Origin of the sequence: Rhizobium alarense (genome assembly GCF_021555155.1) — a bacterium.
In the GTDB taxonomy this organism is placed as follows: Bacteria; Pseudomonadota; Alphaproteobacteria; order Rhizobiales; family Rhizobiaceae; genus Rhizobium_D; species Rhizobium_D alarense.
Genome location: NZ_JAKGBU010000050.1, coordinates 1 through 22,644 on the forward strand (window position 1 = coordinate 1; position 22,644 = coordinate 22,644).

General features: G+C 66.4%; 26 protein-coding genes. 10 read left to right on the plus strand and 16 right to left on the minus strand.

What is annotated here, in order from left to right; genetic code table 11:
• Positions 1–1,216: cation:proton antiporter domain-containing protein (locus tag LXM94_RS15875; RefSeq protein ID WP_329605618.1), on the plus strand; the 1,216-nt coding region annotated here is incomplete at its 5' end.
• A 7-nt stretch (positions 1,217–1,223) separates the two neighbouring features.
• Here the strand turns inward: LXM94_RS15875 and LXM94_RS15880 are convergent.
• The 3 genes from LXM94_RS15880 to LXM94_RS15890 are packed head-to-tail and all read right to left on the minus strand — an operon-like array spanning position 1,224 to position 4,569.
• Positions 1,224–2,111 (minus strand): patatin-like phospholipase family protein, encoded by an 888-nt coding sequence (locus tag LXM94_RS15880; RefSeq protein WP_235772447.1) that lies wholly within the window; start codon positions 2,109–2,111, stop codon positions 1,224–1,226.
• 22 nt (positions 2,112–2,133) lie between these two features.
• Positions 2,134–2,694, minus strand: a complete 561-nt coding sequence (rsmD, locus tag LXM94_RS15885) for a 16S rRNA (guanine(966)-N(2))-methyltransferase RsmD (protein WP_235772448.1) — start codon at positions 2,692–2,694, stop codon at positions 2,134–2,136.
• Between the two features lie 6 nt (positions 2,695–2,700).
• On the minus strand, positions 2,701–4,569 hold the full coding sequence (locus tag LXM94_RS15890; RefSeq protein WP_235772449.1) for a pseudouridine synthase: 1,869 nt from the start codon (positions 4,567–4,569) through the stop codon (positions 2,701–2,703).
• Positions 4,570–4,639: 70 nt separating this feature from the next.
• Between LXM94_RS15890 and LXM94_RS15895 the strand changes: the two genes are divergently transcribed.
• Both LXM94_RS15895 and LXM94_RS15900 read left to right on the plus strand, forming a co-directional pair.
• A complete protein-coding gene (locus tag LXM94_RS15895) occupies positions 4,640–5,092 on the plus strand; it encodes a nucleoside deaminase (protein WP_235772450.1) in 453 nt (150 codons plus the stop codon).
• Complete coding sequence (locus LXM94_RS15900) at positions 5,089–5,385, plus strand: hypothetical protein (RefSeq protein ID WP_235772451.1); 297 nt, start codon at positions 5,089–5,091, stop codon at positions 5,383–5,385. The genes LXM94_RS15895 and LXM94_RS15900 overlap by 4 nt, the downstream gene beginning before the upstream one ends.
• Positions 5,386–5,392: 7 nt before the next feature.
• On the opposite strand, the gene LXM94_RS15905 is transcribed toward LXM94_RS15900, so the two are convergent.
• The 4 genes from LXM94_RS15905 to LXM94_RS15920 form a co-directional block, all read right to left on the minus strand.
• Entirely contained in the window at positions 5,393–5,875 is a 483-nt protein-coding gene (locus LXM94_RS15905; protein WP_235772452.1) for a GNAT family N-acetyltransferase, read from the minus strand.
• A gap of 23 nt (positions 5,876–5,898) precedes the next feature.
• On the minus strand, positions 5,899–6,516 hold the full coding sequence (locus tag LXM94_RS15910; protein ID WP_235772453.1) for a hypothetical protein: 618 nt from the start codon (positions 6,514–6,516) through the stop codon (positions 5,899–5,901).
• A 165-nt stretch (positions 6,517–6,681) separates the two neighbouring features.
• On the minus strand, positions 6,682–9,693 hold the full coding sequence (gene ileS / locus LXM94_RS15915; RefSeq protein ID WP_235772454.1) for an isoleucine--tRNA ligase: 3,012 nt from the start codon (positions 9,691–9,693) through the stop codon (positions 6,682–6,684).
• Positions 9,694–9,946: 253 nt separating this feature from the next.
• Positions 9,947–10,186 (minus strand): BrnA antitoxin family protein, encoded by a 240-nt coding sequence (locus tag LXM94_RS15920; protein WP_235772455.1) that lies wholly within the window; start codon positions 10,184–10,186, stop codon positions 9,947–9,949.
• 227 nt (positions 10,187–10,413) lie between these two features.
• On the opposite strand from LXM94_RS15920, the gene LXM94_RS15925 reads away from it, so the two are divergent.
• From LXM94_RS15925 to LXM94_RS15940, 4 genes are all read left to right on the plus strand, one after another.
• The gene (locus tag LXM94_RS15925) at positions 10,414–10,686 is read left to right on the plus strand and encodes a type II toxin-antitoxin system Phd/YefM family antitoxin (protein ID WP_235772456.1); all 273 of its coding nucleotides are present in this window, start codon (positions 10,414–10,416) and stop codon (positions 10,684–10,686) included.
• Positions 10,683–11,141 (plus strand): type II toxin-antitoxin system VapC family toxin, encoded by a 459-nt coding sequence (locus LXM94_RS15930; RefSeq protein WP_235772457.1) that lies wholly within the window; start codon positions 10,683–10,685, stop codon positions 11,139–11,141. Before LXM94_RS15925 ends, LXM94_RS15930 begins: the two co-directional genes overlap by 4 nt.
• A 90-nt stretch (positions 11,142–11,231) precedes the next feature.
• Positions 11,232–11,645, plus strand: a complete 414-nt coding sequence (gene parS / locus LXM94_RS15935; protein WP_235772458.1) for a type II RES/Xre toxin-antitoxin system antitoxin — start codon at positions 11,232–11,234, stop codon at positions 11,643–11,645.
• Positions 11,646–11,648: 3 nt separating this feature from the next.
• Positions 11,649–12,083: an RES family NAD+ phosphorylase gene (locus tag LXM94_RS15940; protein ID WP_235772459.1), complete on the plus strand. Its 435-nt coding sequence runs from the start codon at positions 11,649–11,651 to the stop codon at positions 12,081–12,083.
• On the opposite strand, the gene LXM94_RS15945 is transcribed toward LXM94_RS15940, so the two are convergent.
• The 4 genes from LXM94_RS15945 to LXM94_RS15960 all read right to left on the minus strand — a co-directional run bounded on the left by LXM94_RS15945 (position 12,084) and on the right by LXM94_RS15960 (position 16,218).
• The gene (locus LXM94_RS15945) at positions 12,084–13,064 is read right to left on the minus strand and encodes a bifunctional riboflavin kinase/FAD synthetase (protein WP_235772460.1); all 981 of its coding nucleotides are present in this window, start codon (positions 13,062–13,064) and stop codon (positions 12,084–12,086) included.
• 19 nt (positions 13,065–13,083) lie between these two features.
• Positions 13,084–13,932 carry a TIGR01459 family HAD-type hydrolase gene (locus tag LXM94_RS15950; protein ID WP_235772461.1) on the minus strand — a complete coding sequence of 283 codons (849 nt, stop codon included), beginning with the start codon at positions 13,930–13,932 and terminating at the stop codon, positions 13,084–13,086.
• A gap of 92 nt (positions 13,933–14,024) precedes the next feature.
• Positions 14,025–15,392, minus strand: coding sequence for a chromate efflux transporter (chrA, locus tag LXM94_RS15955; RefSeq protein WP_235772462.1), 1,368 nt, complete (start codon positions 15,390–15,392; stop codon positions 14,025–14,027).
• Positions 15,393–15,399: 7 nt separating this feature from the next.
• Positions 15,400–16,218: a chromate resistance protein ChrB domain-containing protein gene (locus LXM94_RS15960; protein WP_235772463.1), complete on the minus strand. Its 819-nt coding sequence runs from the start codon at positions 16,216–16,218 to the stop codon at positions 15,400–15,402.
• A gap of 270 nt (positions 16,219–16,488) precedes the next feature.
• Between LXM94_RS15960 and groES the strand changes: the two genes are divergently transcribed.
• The 3 genes from groES (at position 16,489) to LXM94_RS15975 (ending at position 19,534) form a co-directional block, all read left to right on the plus strand.
• Positions 16,489–16,785 (plus strand): co-chaperone GroES, encoded by a 297-nt coding sequence (gene groES / locus LXM94_RS15965; RefSeq protein ID WP_235772464.1) that lies wholly within the window; start codon positions 16,489–16,491, stop codon positions 16,783–16,785.
• 74 nt (positions 16,786–16,859) lie between these two features.
• Positions 16,860–18,497, plus strand: a complete 1,638-nt coding sequence (gene groL / locus LXM94_RS15970; protein ID WP_235772465.1) for a chaperonin GroEL — start codon at positions 16,860–16,862, stop codon at positions 18,495–18,497.
• A 590-nt stretch (positions 18,498–19,087) separates the two neighbouring features.
• Positions 19,088–19,534, plus strand: a complete 447-nt coding sequence (locus LXM94_RS15975; protein WP_235772466.1) for a hypothetical protein — start codon at positions 19,088–19,090, stop codon at positions 19,532–19,534.
• A gap of 144 nt (positions 19,535–19,678) precedes the next feature.
• Here the strand turns inward: LXM94_RS15975 and LXM94_RS15980 are convergent, their stop codons facing one another.
• The 5 genes from LXM94_RS15980 to LXM94_RS15995 all read right to left on the minus strand — a co-directional run bounded on the left by LXM94_RS15980 (position 19,679) and on the right by LXM94_RS15995 (position 22,616).
• Positions 19,679–20,896, minus strand: a complete 1,218-nt coding sequence (locus LXM94_RS15980; protein ID WP_235772467.1) for an NAD(P)/FAD-dependent oxidoreductase — start codon at positions 20,894–20,896, stop codon at positions 19,679–19,681.
• A gap of 94 nt (positions 20,897–20,990) precedes the next feature.
• Positions 20,991–21,698 carry a glutathione binding-like protein gene (locus LXM94_RS15985; protein ID WP_235772468.1) on the minus strand — a complete coding sequence of 236 codons (708 nt, stop codon included), beginning with the start codon at positions 21,696–21,698 and terminating at the stop codon, positions 20,991–20,993.
• Between the two features lie 79 nt (positions 21,699–21,777).
• The gene (locus LXM94_RS26075) at positions 21,778–21,900 is read right to left on the minus strand and encodes a hypothetical protein (RefSeq protein WP_268965145.1); all 123 of its coding nucleotides are present in this window, start codon (positions 21,898–21,900) and stop codon (positions 21,778–21,780) included.
• Positions 21,897–22,097 (minus strand): hypothetical protein, encoded by a 201-nt coding sequence (locus tag LXM94_RS15990; protein ID WP_235772469.1) that lies wholly within the window; start codon positions 22,095–22,097, stop codon positions 21,897–21,899. Before LXM94_RS15990 ends, LXM94_RS26075 begins: the two co-directional genes overlap by 4 nt.
• A 93-nt stretch (positions 22,098–22,190) precedes the next feature.
• Positions 22,191–22,616 carry a winged helix-turn-helix transcriptional regulator gene (locus tag LXM94_RS15995; RefSeq protein WP_408015650.1) on the minus strand — a complete coding sequence of 142 codons (426 nt, stop codon included), beginning with the start codon at positions 22,614–22,616 and terminating at the stop codon, positions 22,191–22,193.
• Positions 22,617–22,644 lie beyond the last annotated feature (28 nt).

The window sequence follows — 22,644 nt, forward strand, 5'->3', positions numbered from 1 at the left end:
CTACGTTCTCAATCCGCTGTTCCAGGTGATCGCGCGCACCGGCGCGCGCGAGGCGATGATCGCGGCCGCCCTCTTCGTCGTGCTCGGATCGGCCTCGCTGCTGCAGATGGCGGGGCTTTCCATGGCGATGGGCGCCTTCCTCGCCGGCGTGCTGCTCGCCGAATCCTCCTACCGCCACGAACTCGAAGCCGACATCGAGCCGTTCCGCGGCATCCTGCTCGCGCTGTTCTTCATGGCGGTCGGCCTGTCGCTGCAGGTCGACGTCATCCTGCACAACGCGCTTGTCATCCTCGCCGCTGTGCCGGCGCTGATGGCCGTCAAGAGCGCGCTCGTCTATCTGCTCTGCCGCTTCTCCGGCTCGCCGCACAACGACGCGGTGCGCATCGCGCTCCTCCTGCCGCAGGGCGGCGAGTTCGGCTTCGTGCTCTTCACGGCGGCTGCCTCCGCGGGGATCCTCTCCCAGGCGGACGCCTCGCTGCTCATCGTCATCGTCACCGTCTCGATGGCGCTGACACCGCTCGCCGCCGCGCTGTCGCGCCTGCTGCTCATCGATGACGAGCGGGAGGAGCTCGAGGAGGATTTCGAGGGCGCGGGCGCGGACGTGCTGATGATCGGCTTCTCGCGTTTCGGCCAGATCGCCGCGCAGATCCTGCTCGCCGGCGGGCGCGACGTGACGATCATCGACCAGTCGGCCGACCGCATCAGGCAGGCGGCAAGCTTCGGCTTCCGCATCTATTTCGGCGACGGGACGCGCAAGGACGTGCTGCGGGCGGCGGGCATCGAGCGCGCCAAGATCGTCGCCGTCTGCACGCACAAGAAGGAGATCACCGACCGGATCGTCGACATGGTGCAGGCGGATTATCCGAATGCCCGCGTCTTCGCCCGCTCCTACGACCGCATCCACACCCTGTCGCTGCGGGCACGCGGCGTCGACCACGAAACGCGCGAGACCTTCGAATCCGGCCTGCTGTTCGGCCGCAGGTCGCTGGAGGCGCTCGGCATCGGCGAGGAGGAGGCGCTGGCCATCAGCGACGACATCCGCCGGCGCGACGAGGCGCGGCTCGCGCTGCAGGCGGCCGAGGGCCTGAGCGCCGGGCGCCACATGCTGCATTCGAAACCCGTGCGGCCGGAACCGCTGATCAAGCCGAAACACACGGAGAAAATGGCCGACGACGACGAGATGCCCTTCGAGACCGAGCCGACGCCGGCCGACTGACGACACGTCAGATGCCTGGACGGGAAAGCCTCTCCTCCAGCGCCCGCAGCAGCGCATCGCGCACGCCGGCCGTCGCGGCGAGGATTTCCTTCGCCCGCAGGAAATCGAGCACGCGGAAACGGCCCACGTCGGGCCGCAGGAAGATATCCGGCGCGCCGGCCGCGCGCTTGCCCTCGACGATCGCGTGCATGGTCAGCTGCGAGGCACCGAACAGGCTGTCGATGCGGTTCGGCATCGCCGTCTCGTCGCCTTCCGGCTTGCCGATCACATCGACGCCGACGACGATGTCGGCAAGGCCGCGCAGGTGGTCGAAGGGCACCGGATTGCTGAGGCCGCCGTCGATCATCACGCGGCCCTCGATCATCACCGGCATGAAGACCGCCGGCAGCGCGGCGGAAGCGGCAAGCGCGCGGAACAGGTCGCCATCCTCGCAGACGCATTCACGCTGGGCGTAGAAATCGGAGGTGACGATCTTGGTCGGTACCTCCAGCTCCTCGATGCGCTCCGGCAGACCCGGCGGCAGGAAGGCGCGCAGGATGCGTTCGAGGTTGAACTGGCCGACCCGCAGCCCGTTGCCGAACGCATCGGCCAGGGTCGCCGGCCGCAGGCTCCAGATGCGGTTCAGCACCTCGGCACGACGCCCGACGGTCGCAAGCGTGTGGTCGCGGATCTCGGCGCCGCTGAGGCCGGCGGCCATGGCTGCCCCCATGATCGCGCCGATCGACGAGCCGGCGATGGCGACAGGCCTTAGGCCGAGAGTGTCGAACGCCTCGATGATGTGGATATGGGCGAGGCCCCGCGCACCGCCGCCGCCGAGCGCCAGCGCCACGGTCGGCGGCGTGGCCGAACGGCTGGACGAGGCTGATGGAGACGGAACGGCGGCGGTCCCGGTCATCGACAATCCCCTTTGGCCCGCATCAGGCCGGGTTGAAGCGGTAGAAATGCATCTGCGTATCGCCGAAGGCGCGCGTTTCCACGGGATCGTATCCGCCGATCGCAGCCGGGACAATGTCGGCGCGCTCCTCGAGGATCGCAAGCGCGCCCGGCACGAGCCAGCCGCCGGCCGCCGCCGCGGCCAGCGCCTTCTCGCCCAGCACCCTGCCATAGGGCGGATCGGCGAAAAGCAGCTGGAACGGCTCCATGGTGCCGACGGAACCGAGCGCCGCCGCATCGCGCCGGAAGATGCGCGCGCGGCCCTGAAGACCGAAGGCTTCGATATTCGACTGGATCAGCCCGCGCCCCTCGACGCCCTGCTCGACGAAGACGGCCGCACGCGCGCCGCGCGACAGCGCTTCGAGGCCGACGGCGCCGGTGCCGGCGAAGAGGTCGAGCACCCGGCTGCCGTCGAGGCTTTCGGGGTAGGCATGGGCGAGGATGTTGAACAGGCTCTCGCGCGTGCGGTCACTCGTCGGCCGGATGTCGTTCGACTTCGGCGTCGCGAGCGCCCGTCCGCGAAACTCACCGCCGACGATCCGCATGCTGCGTCACTTGCCCCGGCCGCGCGGCTTGCCGCCGCCGGCAGGCCTGCCGCCAGCGGGTTTGCCGCCCGGCTTGCCGCCGAAGGATTTGCCACCGGGTTTGCCGCCAAAAGATTTCCCGGCCGGTCTGCCGCCGAAGGACTTCTCGCCCGGCTTGCCGCCGAAGGGCTTGCCACGCGGCTTGTCGCCGAAAGGCCGGTCGCCGGATGGCTTTTCCCCGAAGGACTTGCCGCCGGCGGGCCGGCCGCGCGGGCGGTCGCCCTGCGGCCTGTCGCCGTCACGGCGCGGCGGCCGATCGCCGAAATCGCGCCTCGCCTCCCGGTCGCCGGCGCCCGAGGGCCTGCGGCGCGGTCCGCGCTCCTCGCCGTCGCGCGGCCTCGCTTCCGGCTCGCTCGCCCGGATCCAGTCGCCGCCCTCCGGGCCGGCACCTAGCACCCGGCGCCTGGCGTCCGCATTCTCGGCGCTGCGGCGCGGCGCGGCGCGGGCCGGCCTGTCGCCGCGGTCCGGGTCGTGCTTGTTCGTGGTCCGCGTCGCCTCGTCGCCCCAGGTGCGGCCGTAGCGCTTCACCTTGGGCGCACCCTCGGGACGGGCGCGGGGCGTGCGCTTGACGCTCTCCTCGCCCTCCGCTGCCTTCGTCTTCTTCTCCGTGACGGGCCGGGCGCCGGGCGCCATCCAGACATTGGCCGTGCGGCCATGGCCGGTAGGCTTGTGTTTCGGACGGTCGGCGAAACGATCGTCGTCGCGGTCGCGTTTCGGGCCGAAATCGTCCCGCTTCGTGTCGAGACGGGCACGCGCCTTCTCGCGCCGGTCGCCGTCCTTCTCGCGGAACGGCCGTTCGCTGCGCTCCTCGCGGGCAGGCTGCGCGGCCGCGCGGGCGGGCTTCTCCTCGGCGGCGGGCTGCTCGTGCTCGAAGAGCGGCGCGTCGAAATTCGCCTTGGCATCCTCGATCAGGCGGGGGCCGAGCTGGTCGCGCAGCGTGCGGCCGCGGATCTCCTGCACGTGGCCTTCCGGCAGTTCGCCGAGCTGGAACGGGCCGTAGGAGATGCGGATCAGGCGGTTGACGTCGAGGCCGAGCGCGCCGAGCACGTTCTTGATCTCGCGGTTCTTGCCTTCGCGCAGCCCCATGGTGATCCAGACGTTGGAACCCTGCACCTTGTCGAGCGTCGCCTCGATGGCGCCATAGAGCACGCCCTCGACGGCGATGCCGTCCTTGAGCCTGTCCAGCGCCTCCTGCTCGATCTTGCCATGGGCGCGCACGCGATAACGCCGCAGCCAGCCGGTCGCCGGCAGTTCCAGCACGCGCGCGAGGCCGCCGTCATTGGTGAGCAGCAGCAGGCCTTCGGTGTTGATGTCGAGACGGCCGATGGAGAGCACCCGCGGCAGGGCCTCGGGCAGGTTGTCGAACACGGTCGGCCGGCCTTCCGGATCGGAATTCGTCGTCACCAGTCCGGCCGGCTTGTGGTAGATCCACAGCCGCGTGCGTTCGATGCCGCGGATCGGCTGGCCGTCGACCTCGATATGGTCGGCGAGCGTGGCGTTGAGCACCGGCGTGTCGAGCACCTTGCCGTTGACGCTGACCCGGCCTTCCATGATCATGCGTTCGATGTCGCGGCGCGAGGCGACGCCGGCGCGTGCGAGCAGCTTGGAGATGCGCTCCGGCGCCTGGGCGACGCCCTCGGCAACCACAGCCTCGGCGCGACGCGGCGCGGGTTTTGCGGTCCTTGCGTCGCCCGACGGCTTCTTCGCCGCCTTCGCGCCCGGGCCGGCCTTCGCGGCAGCACCCTTGGAGAACGGCTTCTCGCCGCCGCTGCGCGGCTTGCGGTCCCGGCCGGCGGGTTTGCCGCCCGGCCGTTTTGGCTTGTCTTTGAATGTCATTTGTGCTGCCTGCGTTTTGGCGTCTCCTATCAGGTCGGACGCCCGGGGTTAAGAGGAATTCGTGCCGGCAATGACAAATCGCTTCATGGAGGCGGCGCTCGCCGAAGCGCGGGCGGCGGCGGACCGCGGCGAGGTGCCGGTCGGCGCGGTGCTCGTCCTCGACGGTGAGATCGTCGCGCGGGCCGGCAACCGCACCCGGGCGGACAACGACGTGACGGCCCATGCGGAGGTCGCGGTGATCCGCGCGGCGGCGGCCCGGCTCGGCCGGGAACGCCTCTCCGGCGCCGATCTCTACGTGACGCTCGAACCCTGCACCATGTGCGCCGGCGCCATATCCTTCGCCCGGCTGCGCCGGCTCTATTACGGCGCCGAAGACCCGAAGGGCGGCGCGGTGGACAACGGCGTGCGCTTCTTCGCGCAGCCGACCTGCCACCATGCGCCGGAGGTTTATTCTGGGATCGGCGAGGCGGAGGCAGCGGCGATCCTCAAGACCTTTTTCCAGGAAAGGCGCGACCCCGCGTGACTGCTCTTCTCGTCATCGGAGCAACCGTGCTCCTGCTCGCCCTGATGTCGCTTGCCGCCGGACGCCGTATCGCGCCCCGCGCGGACCGACTGACGATGCAATGGCGGCGGGACGGCACGCCGCGCTGGTCGCTGCCGCGCACCGCAGCGCTTTCCTTCACGCCGGCACTGGCCTTGGCAACGCTCGCCGCCGTGGCATTCGCGGGCGGGTCCCGCTCCGCCCTGCTCTTCGTCAGTGCCACCTTCGTCGGCGCGCACGCCCTGCACCTGTTCCTGCTTCGAAAACGCGGCTGAGCCGCTCTCAGCCTTCCGCAAAAGCCCGGAGGGTCTCGCCGGAAAGCCGGTAGCGCACCCATTCGGACTGCGGCTCGGCACCGATCGCCTCGTAGACGCGGATCGCCGGCGTGTTCCAGTCGAGCACGCTCCACTCGAAACGGCCGCAGCCTTCGGAAACGGCCAGCCGTGCCAGATGCCGCAACATCCGGCGGCCGGCGCCGCTGCCGCGATGCTCGGGCGTGACATAGAGATCTTCGAGATAAAGACCGTTCTTCGCCTGCCAGGTCGAAAAGCTCTTGAACCAGACCGCAAAGCCGATGGCCGTGCCGTCCGCCGTCTCGCAGATGATCGCCCGGGAAACGGAGGATGGGCCGAACAGGCTTTCGGTCAGGCTTTCGACCGTCGCCTCGACCTCATGGCCCGCCTTCTCGTAGACGGCGAGTTCGGTAATGAAGCGCAGGATCACCGCGGCATCGGCGGGAACGGCGTCGCGGATCGAGAGCGTCATGCGATCAGGCAACCGTCAGGCGATCAGAAGGGCCACCAGCTCGAGCCGGTGCCGGCGATCGCGGCTTCCTTCTTGCGGCGGCGTTCCTTGTCCTTCTCGGGCTCGCCGAGATCGGCCACGGCCTCCTCCGGCACCTGCCGGTATTCGAGCGGCGGATCGCTCAGGTAGCGGCGCTTGTCGGCGTAGAGACCCTGCTGCTCGCGCCGCGCCGCGCGATAGGCTTCGCGCTGCTCGGCGGCCGACAGCTTGCGGGCCGTATCGCCCTGCTTCTGCAGCGGCGAGACATAGGCCGGGTTGTGGCGGTTCTCGGTCGCTTCGTGACGCAGCCGCTGGCGCGTCTCTTCCGGGGCCTCGACCCATTGCGGATTGTTGTCCGAGCCTGCCAGCGACTGCTGCGGCTCGACGAGCTTGTTCTCATCCTTCGGAAGCACGAGCGAGCCGCGCGGCTGGTACTTGATCTCGCGTTCCTCGCCATTGCCCGGGCGCAGCATCACGGCATTGCCGAGGTCGTCGACGAGCTGCTCGCCGGCCGTCTTGTCGGTGCCGTAGGTCGGTCCGCCGATGCAGCCGGAGAGCAAGAGCATGGCGCCGATGAGGCCCGCCGCGCCGGCTGCAAATCGAAACTTCCGCGTCATTCCCATGAAACCCTTCCAGCAGAGCCGGTCACACCCAAGCCGATCATCCGTGCCCCATGGCCGAAAAATCCGACGATTTTCAGGCAGCTTTACCGGATGAGGCGGCGAAGCGCAATTCATCCGGTCAAGCCCCGCCATGACGGCCCGCGCCCTGCGGCGCGGGCGGATCGGTCAAGCCGCCGCGCGGAAGCCGATCTCGCGGAGCGCCGCCGCGTCGCGCGCCGAGACGTCCGGATAGTCCGGGTCGGCGCCGACATCCATGGTGATCCGCCAGGAGCGGGCGCATTTGCGGCCTTCGGCGAGCTTCGGCTCGACGGCCACTCTTGCGACTTCCGGCAGACGGAAGGCATCGGCCGGGCCGTCGCCCGCGACCACCGAGATCGCCGAGGTGATGCAGATCTCGGCGAAATCCTGTCCCTCCAGCGCCGCCATCAGCGCCGGATCGGCGACATGGACGACGGGTGCCGCTTCCAGCGAGGCACCGATGCGCTTTTCGCGCCGCTCGATCTCCAGCGCGCCGGTGACGACGAAACGCAGGTCGCGGATCTTTTCCCACTTCGCCGCCAGCGCGTCGTTCCGCCATGCAGCGGGAACGGCCGGGAACTGCTCGAGATGCACCGAGACCGCATCCGGCTTCAGCGACAGCCAGGCCTCTTCCATCGTGAAGGGCAGCATCGGCGCCAGCCACGTCACCAGGCATTCGAAGAGCTTGCGGATGACGCAGAGCGCCGCCCGGCGCTTTACCGACGACGGGGCGTCGCAGTAGAGCGCATCCTTGCGGATATCGAAGTAGAAGGCGGAGAGCTCGACATTCGAGAAGTCGATCAGCGCGCGGGTGATCTTCTTGAAGTCGAAGGCGTCATAGCCTTCGCGCACCAGCGCATCGAGTTCGGCGAGCCGATGCAGCATCAGCCGCTCGAGTTCCGGCATGTCGGCAAACGCGATCTCCTCGCCGGTGTCGTGCGCCAGCGTGCCGAGCATCCAGCGGATGGTGTTGCGCAGCTTGCGGTAGCTGTCGATGTTGGTCTGGATGATCGCCTTGCCGAGCCGCTGGTCCTCCCAGTAGTCCGTCGTCATCACCCAGAGGCGCAGGATGTCGGCGCCGGCGTCCTTCATCACGTCCTGGGGCGCGACGACATTGCCCTTGGACTTCGACATCTTCTCGCCCTTCTCGTCCATGGTGAAGCCATGGGTGACGACGGCGTCATAGGGCGCGCGGCCGCGCGTCGCGCAGCTTTCGAGCAGCGAGGAATGGAACCAGCCGCGATGCTGGTCGGAGCCCTCGAGATAGACGTCGGCCGGCCATTTGAGGTCGGGGCGGTCTTCGAGGGTGAACGTATGCGTCGAGCCCGAGTCGAACCAGACGTCGAGGATGTCCATCACCTGGGTCCACGGCTCATTGGCGCGCGCACCGAGGAAGCGCTCCCTGGCGCCTTCGGCGAACCAGGCGTCCGCCCCTTCCGTCTCGAAGGCCTCGAGGATGCGGGCGTTGACCGCCTCGTCGATAAGGATCTCGCCCTTGTCGTCGGCGAAGATGGCGATCGGCACGCCCCAGGCGCGCTGGCGGGAGAGAACCCAGTCCGGACGCTGCTCGATCATCGCGCGCAGCCGGTTCTGGCCGGCGGCAGGCACGAAGCGCGTGTCGTCGATCGCCGACAGCGCCCGCGAGCGCAGCGTCGTGCCGTCGCCGAAGTCGTTGTCCATATAGACGAACCACTGCGGCGTGTTGCGGAAGATCACCGGCTTCTTCGAGCGCCAGGAATGCGGATAGGTGTGCTTCAGCCGCCCGCGGGCGAAGAGGTTGTTGGCGGCGATCAGCGCCTTGATGACGGCATCGTTGGCATCGCCCTTCTTGCCCTTGTCGTCGATGACCCGTGCCGGCCCGCCCGCGCGGTCCGGACCGAAGCCCGGCGCATCGGCGGTGTAGAAACCGGCGTCGTCGACGGTGAAGGGGATTTTCGACGAGATGCCGCGCGCCTCCAGATTGCGCGCCTCCGCCATCCAGGCATCGAAGTCCTCGCGGCCGTGGCCGGGGGCGGTGTGCACGAACCCGGTGCCGGCGTCGTCGGTGACATGGTCACCGTCGAGGAGCGGGACTTTGAAGTCGTAGCCGAGGGAAGCGAGCGGATGGGCGCAGGTGACGGCGGAGAGTTCGTCGGCCTCGATGTCGCGGACGAAGGTGAGCACTACCTTGGCCTTTGCCGCGCACTCATCGGCGAGACGCTTGGCGAAGATCAGCTTCTCGCCGGGCTGGGGGCCGAAGTCGTTCTGTGCTTCGGTGACCTCGTAAAGGCCATAGGCGTAGCGCGACGAGAAGGCGATGGCGCGGTTGCCGGGGATGGTCCAGGGGGTGGTCGTCCAGATGACGACAAACGCCCCTGATAAATCAGCTTCCAATTTCTTGTGAGCTTCGACAAGTGCCTGCGTCTTTTGCTCTAACTCCCTATCCGCCTTCGCCCCCGAACCATATGTCGGTGCGGTATTCTTGAGTAGGACATCAGTGCCGAGCACCGGGAACTTCACCCAGATCATGTCGCTTTCGACCTCGGCATATTCCACCTCGGCTTCCGCCAGCGCCGTGCGCTCCACGACGCTCCACATGATCGGCTTCGAGCCGCGATAGAGCTGGCCCGATTTCGCGATCTTCAGGAGTTCGCCGGCGATGCGCGCTTCGGCGTGGAAATTCATCGTCGTATAGGGATTGTCGAAGTCGCCCTCGATGCCGAGGCGCTTGAACTCGTCGGTCTGGACCTTGATCCAGCCGGCGGCAAAGTCGCGGCATTCCTGGCGGAATTCGTTGACCGGAACCTCGTCCTTGTTCTGGCCCTTCTCGCGGTACTTCTCCTCGATCTTCCACTCGATCGGCAGGCCGTGGCAGTCCCAGCCGGGCACGTAGTTGGCGTCGTAGCCGCGCATCTGGAACGAGCGGGTGATGACGTCTTTCAGGATCTTGTTCAGCGCGTGCCCGATATGGATGTTGCCGTTGGCATAGGGCGGGCCGTCATGCAGCACGAATTTCTCGCGGCCGGCGGCCGACGCGCGGAGCTTCCTGTAGAGTTCCATCGTCTGCCAGCGGGCGACCGTCTCCGGCTCCTTCTGCGGCAGGCCGGCGCGCATCGGGAAATCCGTCTTCGGCAGGTAGAGGGTGGCGGAATAGTCAACTTTTTCAACGGCGTCGGTCATGGCTGTGGCTATCGTCTCTGGGCGCGTTTCGCCGCGCGTGCGAACGGGATGTGTTCAAGGGATATCGGAGGGCGCCTGCGGGAAGCACCGAAAACCCGGACCTTCCGGCAGCGTTCAACGCGCGCGGAAGGCCGGGCCAATAATTCGCTGATCTATCATCAATCGACGATATCGGGTCATGGTGGCGCGTTGTTTAAGCCGTTTTCCGGCGAAAAGGAAGGGGCTTGCCACGCCTCCAGCAGGATCGGCCGGCTCAGGCCGCGGGCTTGTCCCGCATCACGGCGCGCAGGGCATCGTTGATGCGATCCTGCCAGCCCGGCCCGCCCTCCTGGAAGTAGGCGATGACGGCGCTGTCGAGCTTGAGCGACACGAGTTCCTTGCTTTCCGGCAGGCCGCGCCTTTCGACGGCCGGCGCCACGGGCTTCTTTGCCGGCCTGAACAGGGCTTCGGCGGCATCCTTCGGATTGACGGGTCGGCGCGGTGTGCTTGCCATTGGTCTTTTCATCCCTGCTGGATTTCGTCTGTCGCACGGTCGAACCGGTCACGGCCCGACCGGTACCTGACGGGCAATCCCGAGTCGCGTCAAGCAGGTCCAAGGCTCAAGACGCAATCTGCGTGTCGATAACCCGAGCGGCCAGGCGCCGGCCAGCAGCCCCGCCGACAATGGACTTTCCGCCCCCCGTGACGTATATCTGACTATCTGACCAGTTGGAGGATACAATGGCAAAAGTGCTGCGGAGCGACACCGGCAAGTGGTCGCTGGAGGCCGCGAAGGCGCGTTTCAGCGAAGTGGTGCGCAAGGCGCGCAGCGACGGCCCTCAGCATGTCACCGTGCGCGGACGGGACAGCGTGGTCATCATCAGCAGCGACGAATACGAGCGCCTGACAGGGGTGGGTCCCGCGACCTCCCTGGTCGATTTCATGGAAGGCCTCGGGCTCGACGGGCTTGACCTGGAACGGGACGTCGATCGCGGCCGGGACGTCGAGCTTTGATCGGCTGGCTGCTCGACACCCATGTCCTCTCCGCGCTCGCCAATCCCAACGGCGCCCCGTCGGTCAAGCGCTGGGCGGCTGCGGCAGACGAGCATCGCATGTTCATCAGCGTCCTGACGCTCGCCGAGTACGACAAGGGCATCGCCAATCTCGCGCCGGACGACCCGAACGCACATCGTTATGCCGCTGCGCGCGACGCTCTCGAAGAGCGTTTCGCGGCGCGCGTCCTGTCGCTCGGTGATGCCATCATGCGGCGATGGGGCGTTCTTTCCGGACAGGCCAAGCTTTCGACAGGCCACGCCCCGCCCGTTATCGACACGATGCTGGCCGCGACCGCGATGGAGCACGATCTCTATCTCGTCACACGCAATGTCCGGGACATGCGATTGCCGGGCGTCGCGGTCTTCGATCCGTGGCAGGACGACGCGGCGCGTTTTCCACTCAGCCGCCGCTGATCAGAAGCAGATCCGAGCCACGTTCGCCGGCATTTGCGGATTTGGCCAGATGCGCATATATTGGGTGGCAAATGGCACAGGAGCATTGTCTTGGATACATCTCCTTCGGGTCCCGTCGACGACGTATCGGTCAGCCGTCGGATCGAGATCGCGTCCGACGGCCGCTTGCCTCGCTATGACGGCACGACGCTCTCGACGCTGACCGCCCTCGGCTTTTCCATGGACGAGATTTATCGCTTCGTCGCGCCAAGGCGGACGATCGCGCGCCGGATAGCGAACCGGGAACCGTTGACGGTCGCCGAGAACGACAGTGCGCTCCGGCTTGTCCGGGTGATCGAGCATGCGGATCAGGTCTTTGGTGACAGGGTCAAGGCCCTCCGCTGGCTGCGCAAGCCGAGCCGTGCCCTCAACGGCGTCGCGCCGGTCGACCTGCTCGAATCGGAAACAGGCGCGCATCTCGTGGAGCAGGCGCTCTACCAGATCGAATTCGGCATCTATGTCTGAGGCATGAACCTCTGGCGCATCTCCAGCTTTGCCGATCTTTCCGGCCGCGGCGGCCTGCTGGCGGAAGGGCGCTGGCACCGGCAAGGACGACCGGTCGTCTACTGCTCGGATCATCCGTCGACGGCGCTGCTGGAAATCCTTGTCCATGTCGATCTGGAGGATATCCCGATCCATTTCCAGCTCCTGACGATCCGCTGTCCCGATACGCTGGCAGTGACCACCGTGGAGGCCGACGACGCGCGCCTGTCCGATCCGGACGAAACGCGGAAGATCGGAACGGAGTGGCTCGCGGCAGCAGGGAGCTGCCTGCTGAAGGTTCCCTCGATCATCCTTCCGGAAGCGGCGAACGTGCTGATCAATCCGCGCCATCCGGACGCCGAACGCATCGTCGTCGAAAAGTCCGTCCGCCGTCGCTTCGACGAACGCTTCTTCCGCTGATCAGAAGCAGACCGCCCGATCGATAACTCCAAACGGCCTGACGCCCGCAAGCAGCGCCCGCGCCTCCTCCTCGTCGCGCTTCATCTGCACGACCAGCGCATCCAGCCCGTCGAATTTCAGCTCGTCGCGCAGATGCCCGAAGAAGGAGACCGAACAGGTCTCGCCATAAAGGTCGCCGGAGAAATCGAAGACGAAGGTCTCGAGCAGCGGCGCGCCGTCCGCGTCGACGGTCGGGCGACGGCCGAAGCTCGCAACCCCGTCATGCAGCGTGCCGTCGGCGCGGCGGAAACGCACGGCATAAATGCCGTTTCGAAGCTCCGCCTCGGGGGGCAGCTGCATGTTGGCGGTCGGGTAGCCGAGCGTGCGGCCGAGCTGCTTGCCGGCGATGACCTCGGCCTCCACCGTGTAGCGGTAGCCGAGCTGCGCGGCCGCTTCGGAAACCGCGCCGTCGGCGAGCAGCGACCGGATGAAGCTCGACGAGACGACCGAGGCATTCTCGTCGCGGAAGGCATCGACCAGCGTCACCCCGAAGCCGTTCTCCTGGCCGGCCGCCATCAGGAAGGCCGGGCCGCCTTCCCGCCCCTTGCCGAAATGGAAATCGAAGCCGGTCACGACATGGGCCGCATGCAGCCACTCCATGAGCGTGGCGCGGATGAAGTCGCCGGCGGAGGTTTCCGAGAAGGAGCGGTCGAAGGGATATTCGATGACGGCGGAAAAGCCCATGCCCTCGAGGATGCGGGCCTTGAGAGGGGCCGGCGTCAGGCGGAAGACCGGGGTCTCCGGCCGGAAGACGGTGCGCGGATGCGGTTCGAAGGTCAGCACGAGGGCGGGAATCCCCTGATCCCCGGCGATGGCGAGCGCGCGGTTCAGCACGGACTGGTGTCCGCGATGCACGCCGTCGAAATTGCCGATGGCGACGACGCCGCCGCACAGCGCCTCCGGCAGCCTTTGCTTCGTCTCGTTGCGGTGGAAAACGGTCATGGTCGCAGCCCCCGTCCCATCACGTCAACCGCGGCATCCACCATTTCGGCGTCGCCCCCTCGGCCTCAAGAAAAGCCGCAAGCTTCGCCTCGTCGGTCCTGCCGCCTTCGACATAGCGCGCGGCGTGGATGCCGCCGGAGATATAGAGCACGTCGAGGCCGAAGGCTTCGGCGCCGTTAACGTCGGTCGGCATGCCGTCGCCGATGGCAATGACGCGGGCGGGATCGATGTCGCCGCGCACCGCGCGGGCCTCGGCCATGGCCTTCTCGTAGATCGGCCGGTGCGGCTTGCCGGCGATCAGCGTCGAGCCGCCGAGCTCGCCGTAGAGCCTGGCGAGCGCGCCGGCACAGGGAATGAGCCGGTGGCCGCGCTCGACCACAAGGTCGGGATTGGCGCAGATGAAAGGCAGATGCCGGGCGGCGAGCGCCGCGAGTTCGTCGCGGTACTGTTCGGCGGTCTCGTTCTCGTCGTCGCGCAGACCCGCGCAGACGACGATGCCGGCCTCCTCGATGCCGACCGGCCGGACGCCCAGCCCGTCGAGCAGCGGATGATCCTTGTCCGCACCGATGAAATAGATCGCGTCCGGGCCGGACGCGATGAGGGAACGGGTGACGTCGCCGGAGGTGACGATCCGGTCATAAGCCTCGTCGAGCACGCCGAGGCCGCGGATCTGCACCTTGACGCCCGGGAAGGGGCGCGGGGAATTGGTGATGAGCACGACCGTCAGGCCGGCCCGGCGCGCCTCGGCCAGCGCTTCGGAGGCGAAGGCGAAGGCATCGACGCCGTTGTGCAGCACGCCCCAGACATCGCAGAGCACCACGTCGTAGTCGGCGGCGATCTCGCGGAAGGAATGGATGCGTCGGGCCATGCGGAGGTTCCGGTGAAATGTCGAGCCCGGCTGACATCGCAAAGCCGCACCGAGAAAACAAGCCTCCCCGGCGATTTTTGCAGTCCGGCGCTTCAGAGAGCGGCGGTGAGCGCGAAGCCCGCCGCCGCGCAGGCAGCGAGCGTCGGCAGCACCCCGGCCCCGACCCGCAGAAGGAGGACGGCGGCAAGCAGCGTCAGCCCCAGCGCCGCGAAATCCAGCGAGGCAGGCTGCGGCAGCGGAACCGACATCGGCCCCGCCTCCAGCCGTCCGACCGTGCGGAACAGCACGTGCAGGGCGAACCAGACGGCGAGATTGAGGATGACGCCGACGACCGCGGCCGAGATCGCGGCCAGCGCGCCGGAAAGTGCCGCATTGCTTCGCAACCGTTCCACATGCGGCGCGCCCAGAAAGATCCAGAGGAAGCACGGCACGAAGGTGACCCAGGTGGTGAGCAGCGCGCCGAGCAGGCCGGCCGTCAGCGCATCCAGGCCGCCGCCGTCGCGGAAGGCGGCAAGGAAGCCGACGAAGGTCAGAACGAGCACCAGCGGTCCCGGCGTCGTCTCGGCAAGCGCCAGCCCGTCGAGCATCTCGCCGGGCTTCAGCCACTGGTGGATGTCGACTGCCTGCTGGGCGACATAGGCGAGCACGGCATAGGCGCCGCCGAAGGTGACGACCGCCATCTTGGAGAAGAAGACGCCGATCGCGTTGAAGGCGCCCGGTCCGGCAGGAAGCAGGGGCACCAGCGCGAAGGGTGCCAGCCAGAGCGCAGCGCAGATGGCGATGATGCGGACCGCCCTCGCCCATCCCGGCTGCGTTTCGTCGTGACCGTCGCCGATGACCGACGGCCGGTCCGGCACATGGCTCCGGTGGCCGGCCGCCGGCTGCAGCAGGCCGGGCGCCGCGCGCGCGGCGATGTAGCCGGCAATGCCGGCCGCAAGGACGACCAGCGGGAACGGCAGGGCGAAGGCGAAGAGCGCCACGAAGGCGGCTGCCGCGAGCAGCCGGGCGAAGGGTGTCTTCAAGGCCCTGCCCGCGACCCTGACGAGGGCCTGGACGACGATGACCAGCACCGCGGCCTTGAGGCCGAAGAACAGGCTCGCGAGCCAGCTCGTATCCTGGAACAGCGCATAGGCCGAAGAGAGCGCGCAGATGACGACGAAGCCCGGCAGAACGAAGAGCGTGCCGGCGACGATGCCGCCCTTCACGCCATGCAGGAGCCAGCCGACATAGGTGGCAAGCTGCTGCGCCTCGGGGCCGGGCAGAAGCATGCAGTAGTTCAGGGCATGCAGGAACCGGCTCTCGGAAATCCACCGCCGGTCGTCGACCAGTTCCTTGTGCATCAGCGCGATCTGGCCGGCCGGGCCGCCGAAGCTCAGGATGCCTATCCTTGCCCAGAGGCGGACGGCCTCTGCGAAGGTCGGATGGTCGGGGGCGCTTTTCTGCGCAACGCTTTTCTCCATCACACCCTCACTTGCGCCCGCCATGCGACACCCAGTCGTGTTTCTCGTCCGCCGCGTCGCGCGCCCAACGGTAGAGTGCGTCGTAGACAAGCATGCCGGCCTCCAGCTGTTCGAGATCGTCGGCATACATGCGCGACAGGCCGAGCGACACGGCGAGCAGGCCGGCCGCCTGCGGCTCGATATCGTGACGGTCGGTGTCCGCACCGCGCACGATGCGCGCGAGCTGCAACAGCGCCGGGAAAGAGAGCCCGAATTCCTCGACCATCACATCGAACGTGCAGAGGCTCTCGCGATGGCTCCAGAACACGCCCTCGATGTCGAACGGCACGGCAGAGAACCGCTCGGCGACAGCGGGCACTTCAGGCGCCGAGACATAGAGAAACGTCGCATCCGGATCGACAAAGCGGCGGATCAGCCACGGGCACGCGACGCGGTCGATCTTCGGACGGGAGCGTGTTACCCACAATGTCCCTCCGGCCGTTTTTTCCTCCGGCAGCCGCTCGACCGGCACCAGCGGCAGTCCCGCCAGGCGCCATGCCTCGAAACCGCCTTCGAGGATTTCCGCCTGCGCACCGTGGAGGCGAAGGAGGGCGGTGACGCCTTCACTGAGCTTGCGCCCCTTCTGGCAGACGACGACGACCCAGCGGCCGCGATACGTGTCCGCCCAGTCCGTCACGGTGGTGTGGCTTCGTCTTGAGGAAGCCGGGAGAAGAAGGCGCGCGGCAGCGAAATCCACGTCGTCGCGCACATCGATAAGGACCGGCGCCTTTGGCGTGCCGACGAGACGAGCGAGCTTTTCGGGAGAGATTGCGTTATAGGAGGCCATGATACTACGTCCCTTGATGAATGAGGTCAGGACGCGAAATTCGGCATGGCGCCTCGTGGGGTATTCGCAAACCCCATGGCCCGTTAAACAAAATCGGGAGATTCAAGTCAAGCGCAGATCGAAAGAGCAAAATTTGCGGATGCCGTTCTTGACTCCTCCGCGCGCCGTGCCTATCTCAATCCCCGCTAGCACTCGCAATAGGTGAGTGCTAACGCCAATCGAACGGGTCCATTCGAGACCCGGAATGTCATTTGATCGAGGGATTAGACAATGGCAAGCACCAACTTCCGCCCCCTGCACGATCGCGTCGTCGTCCGTCGCGTCGAGTCCGAAGCCAAGACCAAGGGCGGCATCATCATTCCTGACACCGCCAAGGAAAAGCCGCAGGAAGGCGAAATCGTCGCCGTCGGCTCCGGCGCCCGGGACGACAGCGGCAAGATCGTGCCCCTGGACGTCAAGGCCGGCGACCGCGTGCTCTTCGGCAAGTGGTCCGGTACCGAAGTCAAGCTCGACGGCGAAGACCTTCTCATCATGAAGGAAGCCGACATCATGGGCATCATCGGCTGATCAGCCGGTTTTCCTGAACCCTCCCCAATATCAAAGCCGGTTCAACCGGCGTTTCGAAACCAGGAGTTTTGAAAATGGCAGCCAAAGAAGTCAAATTCGGCCGCAGCGCCCGCGAAAAGATGCTGCGTGGCGTCGACATCCTCGCTGACGCCGTGAAGGTCACGCTCGGCCCGAAGGGTCGCAACGTCGTCATCGACAAGTCGTTCGGCGCTCCGCGCATCACCAAGGACGGCGTTTCCGTCGCCAAGGAAATCGAACTCGACGACAAGTTCGAGAACATGGGCGCCCAGCTCGTTCGCGAAGTCGCTTCCAAGACCAACGACATCGCCGGCGACGGCACCACGACGGCCACGGTTCTCGCCCAGGCGATCGTTCGCGAAGGCAACAAGGCCGTTGCCGCCGGCATGAACCCGATGGACCTGAAGCGCGGCATCGACATGGCCGTTGCCGAAGTCGTCAAGGATCTTGCCGCCAAGGCCAAGAAGATCTCCACCTCGGAAGAAGTCGCCCAGGTCGGCACGATCTCCGCCAACGGCGACAAGCAGGTTGGCCTCGACATCGCGGAAGCGATGCAGAAGGTCGGCAACGAAGGCGTCATCACGGTTGAAGAAGCCAAGACCGCCGAGACCGAACTCGAAGTCGTCGAAGGCATGCAGTTCGACCGCGGCTACCTGTCGCCCTACTTCGTGACCAACCCGGAAAAGATGATCGCCGATCTCGAAGACGCCTTCATCCTGCTGCACGAGAAGAAGCTTTCGAACCTGCAGGCGATGCTTCCGGTTCTCGAAGCCGTCGTCCAGACCGGCAAGCCGCTCGTCATCATCGCGGAAGACGTCGAAGGCGAAGCCCTTGCAACGCTCGTCGTCAACAAGCTGCGCGGCGGCCTGAAGATTGCTGCCGTCAAGGCTCCGGGCTTCGGTGATCGCCGCAAGGCCATGCTCGAAGATATCGCCATCCTGACGGGCGGCACGGTCATCTCCGAAGACCTCGGCATCAAGCTCGAGAACGTCACGCTCGACATGCTCGGCCGTGCGAAGAAGGTGTCGATCTCCAAGGAAAACACGACGATCGTCGACGGTGCCGGCCAGAAGGCTGAAATCGAAGGCCGCGTCACGCAGATCAAGGCGCAGATCGAAGAGACCACCTCCGACTACGACCGCGAGAAGCTGCAGGAACGCCTTGCCAAGCTCGCCGGCGGCGTCGCCGTCATCCGCGTCGGCGGTTCGACGGAAGTCGAAGTGAAGGAAAAGAAGGACCGCATCGACGACGCCCTCAACGCGACGCGCGCGGCCGTTCAGGAAGGCATCGTACCGGGCGGCGGCGTCGCTCTGCTGCGCTCCTCCGTCAAGATCACCTCCAAGGGTGAGAACGACGACCAGGAAGCCGGCGTCAACATCGTCCGCAAGGCACTTCAGTCGCTGGTTCGCCAGATCGCTGAAAACGCAGGCGACGAAGCGTCGATCGTCGTCGGAAAGATCCTCGACAAGAACGAGGACAACTACGGCTACAACGCCCAGACCGGCGAATATGGCGACCTGATCCAGCTCGGCATCGTCGATCCGGTCAAGGTCGTCCGCACGGCCCTTCAGAACGCCGCTTCGGTTGCCTCGCTGCTGATCACGACGGAAGCCATGATCGCCGAACTGCCGAAGAAGGACGCTCCGGCAATGCCGGGCGGCATGGGCGGCATGGGCGGCATGGACATGATGTGATAGGCGAAAGCTTGTCGCGCTGAACATAAGTTCAGTTGAGGGGCGGTCTTCGGGCCGCCCTTTTTTGTGGCCGTCGACGGTGCAGGCCGCGTTTCGGACCGCGCTCCGGCGTCCGGGTTGCAATTGACGGCAGAGCGGGTTCTCCGCGCTGCCGGGCAGTGCCCGCGGCTCCGCAATACAAATTCCAGTCAATCCGCAGCTTCGTGAAAAAATGTGACAGAAAACCATTGCCGGTTGCGGAAAACGAACTATAAAAGCGCTCCAAGTGAACACGAGATTCACGCGGGGCAGCAGAAAGACGATCGCAGGACGCGGGCATGAGGCCGGGTCGCGGAGATCGCCGATGGGACGCCTCCAGAAGTCATGATGGGAAACGCCTGAGACGTTGAACTGCGTCCAGTGTGGCCACGCGTACCTTCCTTCCCGGTCGCCAATCGCTCAGTCGCGGCATCGGGTAGGCTCAATATCTGAAATGCCGGGTTCCGCTGTGAGCCGTGACGCCACTCTCGCGGGGGCTCATCGCTTGCCCCATCGTCTGGATCGAGAGCAGAGCATGATTGTCAACGTAGACGAAATGCCCGAGGTGGCACGTGTTTAAGATCGCAAAGAACGCTCTGACGTCGCCCTTCGTACCGGGTTCGCTCGACTTCAACGATGCGGACAACGAACTGCTGCTGCAGTATTGCGTTACCGAGCGTTGGACGGGAGACCTGTCGAACGGGCTTTTCACCCTTGGCGAAAAGGCGCTGCGTCTTCACGGCCTCACCCAGAAGAACTGTGGTTTGCTCAATCTCATCCGCTGCTACGAGCCGCTCGACAGAAGCCGCGTGCTCGAACTCTTCGAGCAGGCCGCGACGACCTCCTCGTCCTTCTGCTTCTCGACGTCGATCCAGCTTGCGGGCGGCCCGCGCCAGCCCGTGTTCTGCGTCGGGGAATCGACCGGCCTGGAGCAGAAATATGCGGGCACGATCATCGGCGTCTTCATCTTCCCGCGTTTCCAGACCGATCTCAGCGCCCGCGTCGTCAACCGCCAGTAGACGGGCGCTGCCCGTCCGGGGCGGGAACCGTCTCAGGCCTGCGACATGTTTTCCGGCGCGACGTCGCGATTCGTCGCCACGTCGGCAGGCCGGCCCACCTCAATCTCCGGCGCCCGTTGCCGCGACCAGCGAACGGCCGATCCTTCAGGCGAGCAATGTCTTGAGGTCGGTCGCGGCATCCTCCAGCAGACCCCGCTCGGGGGTGCGCCCCATCTCGAGGAGCTTCTTGCCCGTCACATAGGCCTTGGCGTCGTTGACCGCATCGACCGCGATCAGCCTGCCCTCGCGAAAATACCAGACCGAGACGCTGCCTTCGCGGGTGCCGGGGCGCACGAGCGTATCGTCGAAGCCCGCGCAGAAACCGGCGATCTGCAGCTTGACATCGTACTGATCCGACCAGAACCAGGGTTTCGGCCGGTAGGGTTCGTCGCTGCCCGCGATGACCGCCGCCGCGGCTTCCGCCTGGTCGACGGCGTTCTGCACCGATTCGAGCCGCACCATGCGGCCCTCGAAAGGCAGGACGGCACAATCTCCGACCGCGAAGATCGCGGGATCGGCCGTGCGCGCCCGGTCGTCGACGACGATGCCATTCGCCACGTCGAGCCCCGCGTCGCGGGCGAGCCGGTCGTTGGCCGCAACGCCGATGCCGACGATCACGAGGTCCGTCGGCAGCACGAAGCCGTCCGAGAGTTCGGCGCCGGTAACGCGGCCGTTCTCGCCGACGAGACGATCAAGCCCCGTCTTCTCGCGGATGTCGACGCCTCGCGCCGCGTGGATCGCCTTGAGGATCGTGGCGGTGGCGGGCGAGGCGACGCGCTGGAGGATGCGGTCGGCCATTTCGATGACCGTCACCACCAGCCCCCTGCCGCGGGCGACCGCCGCGGCCTCGAGCCCGATATAGCCGCCGCCGACGACGAGCGCCCTGCGGCCCTGCGTCATCTCGGCGCCGAGCCGGTCGGCGTCGAGATAGTCGCGCACGGTGAAGACGCCGTCGAGACCGCCGCCGATCGCATCCGGCAGGCGGCGCGGCGTCGCACCCGTCGCAAGCACCAGCACGTCATAGTCGAGGACGGAGCCGTCGCTGAGGGACACCGACTTACCGGCCCTGTCGATCCATTCGACGCGCGTCGAGAGCCTGACGTCGATGCCGTTTTCGCCGTACCAGCCGTCCGGCCGGAACTTGAGGCGTTCGAGATCCGCCTCGCCGAGCAGGTATTTCTTCGAAAGCGGCGGCCGCTGGTAGGGATAGCAGGCCTCGGCACTGACGATGGTGACCGGCCGTTCGTCCTTCAGCGCCCGCAGCTTGGCGATGAAGGCGAAGGCGGCCTGGCCGCCGCCCGCTACGACAATTCTTCCCGCCACGATCTCCACCCTCTTTCCATTGTTTGTCCGAGAGGTAGCGCGGTGGCGGGCGGCGCGTCAACGCACCGCCACGCCGCCCTGTTCTTCGTTTGCGTCAGGGTTTGGCCGGAATGTCGAGGCCCCTGATCGCCGCCGGGCGGGCGAGGCAGCGCTCCAGCCAGGCCATGACCGCCGGGAAGGACGTATAGTCGAGCGCCTCGCGGCCGCCGTAGAAGACGTCGGCGCCGCGGATCCAGGGATAGGTCGCGATGTCGGCGATGGTATGCTCGTCGCCCATGATCCACCGGCGGCCCGTCAGCCGGCCTTCGAGCACCGACAGCAGGCGCTTTGCTTCGTCGCGGTAACGCTCCGTCGGATAGGCATTGTTGGCGACCTTGTCGGCGGCGAATTTGTGGAAATGGCCGAACTGGCCGAACATCGGCCCGACGCCGCCCATCTGGAACATCACCCAGGCGAGCGTCTCGTAGCGCGCCGCCGGATCGGCCGGGATCAGTTTCCCGCTCTTTTCCGCCAGATAGACCAGGATGGCGCCGGACTCGAAGAGGCCGATCGGCCTGCCGCCGGGTCCGTCAGGGTCGATCATCGCGGGAATGCGGCCGTTCGGATTGAGCGAGAGGAATTCCGGCGCCTTCTGCTCGTTTCCGCCGAAATCGACACGATGCGCCTCGTAGGGCAGCCCGAGTTCCTCCAGCGCGATCGACACCTTCACGCCGTTCGGCGTCGGCAGCGAATAGAGCTGGATGATGTCCGGATTTTTGGCCGGCCACTTGGCGGTGATGGGGAAGGACGACAGGTCTGCCATGAGAACTCCTTTGGGGTGGGAGTTCCTAGATAGGGAGCCTGTCACGCGACGTCAGCGGCCAGGTGAAAAGTTCCTGCCGTCAATGCCGGTTTTCAGTCTCGGATTTGGCAAGCGAATGTTCGTTCCAGCGCAAACCGAGATAGGCCATGGCGATCACCAGAACAGGTGCGACGACGAATGCTATGATCCACATGCCTGTCATTGTCTGAGTCCTTTCAGAACCCGTCTCGCGAGATAATGTAGTATCAACGCCGTCAAAAGCCAACCAACGAGGCCGGCGAGCATCCAGACATTCATTCCGTCCCGCAAACCGCCGAGATTATAAAGGTAGCCGGCAATGGGCGTGAGAAGTCCTACGGTCAGGCATGCCGTCGATGCCCTGTCGATGGCATTTGCCATCAGTTTCGTCCGTTCGTTCTGGATCAAGCTCATAGCGCCACTATAGCGCGCCGCATATCTGCCCCACAATCTCCACGATCATCGTTCGCATCCCTATCCCTCCCCCAGATGCAACCGGCGGAGCGCCGCCATCTGCGCCTCCACCGCACCCGGTCCCGCCCGGTCGCGCGCCTCGCCGGTGCGGGCGAGTTCCGGATCGACCGGCATGTGCGACCGGCTCCAGCGGCTGATCTGGGCGAGGATCGGCAAGAGGTCGATGCCGCGCGCCGTCAGCGAATAGATCGCCTTCAGCTTGTGCGCCGGGTCGTCCGCCCGGGTCAGGATGCCGGCGTCGACCAGACGGGCGAGCCGGTCGGCGAGGATATTGCTCGATATGCCCTCGTCCGAGGCGAGGAACTCGCGGTAGTGGCGTTTGCCGGCGAACATCATGTCGCGAATGATCAGCAGGGACCATTTGTCGCCGAAGACCTCGAGGCCGAGATTGATCGGGCAGCCCGAACGGAAGGAGTCGTTGCTCATGGCTTGACAATATTCAAATTACTTGCAA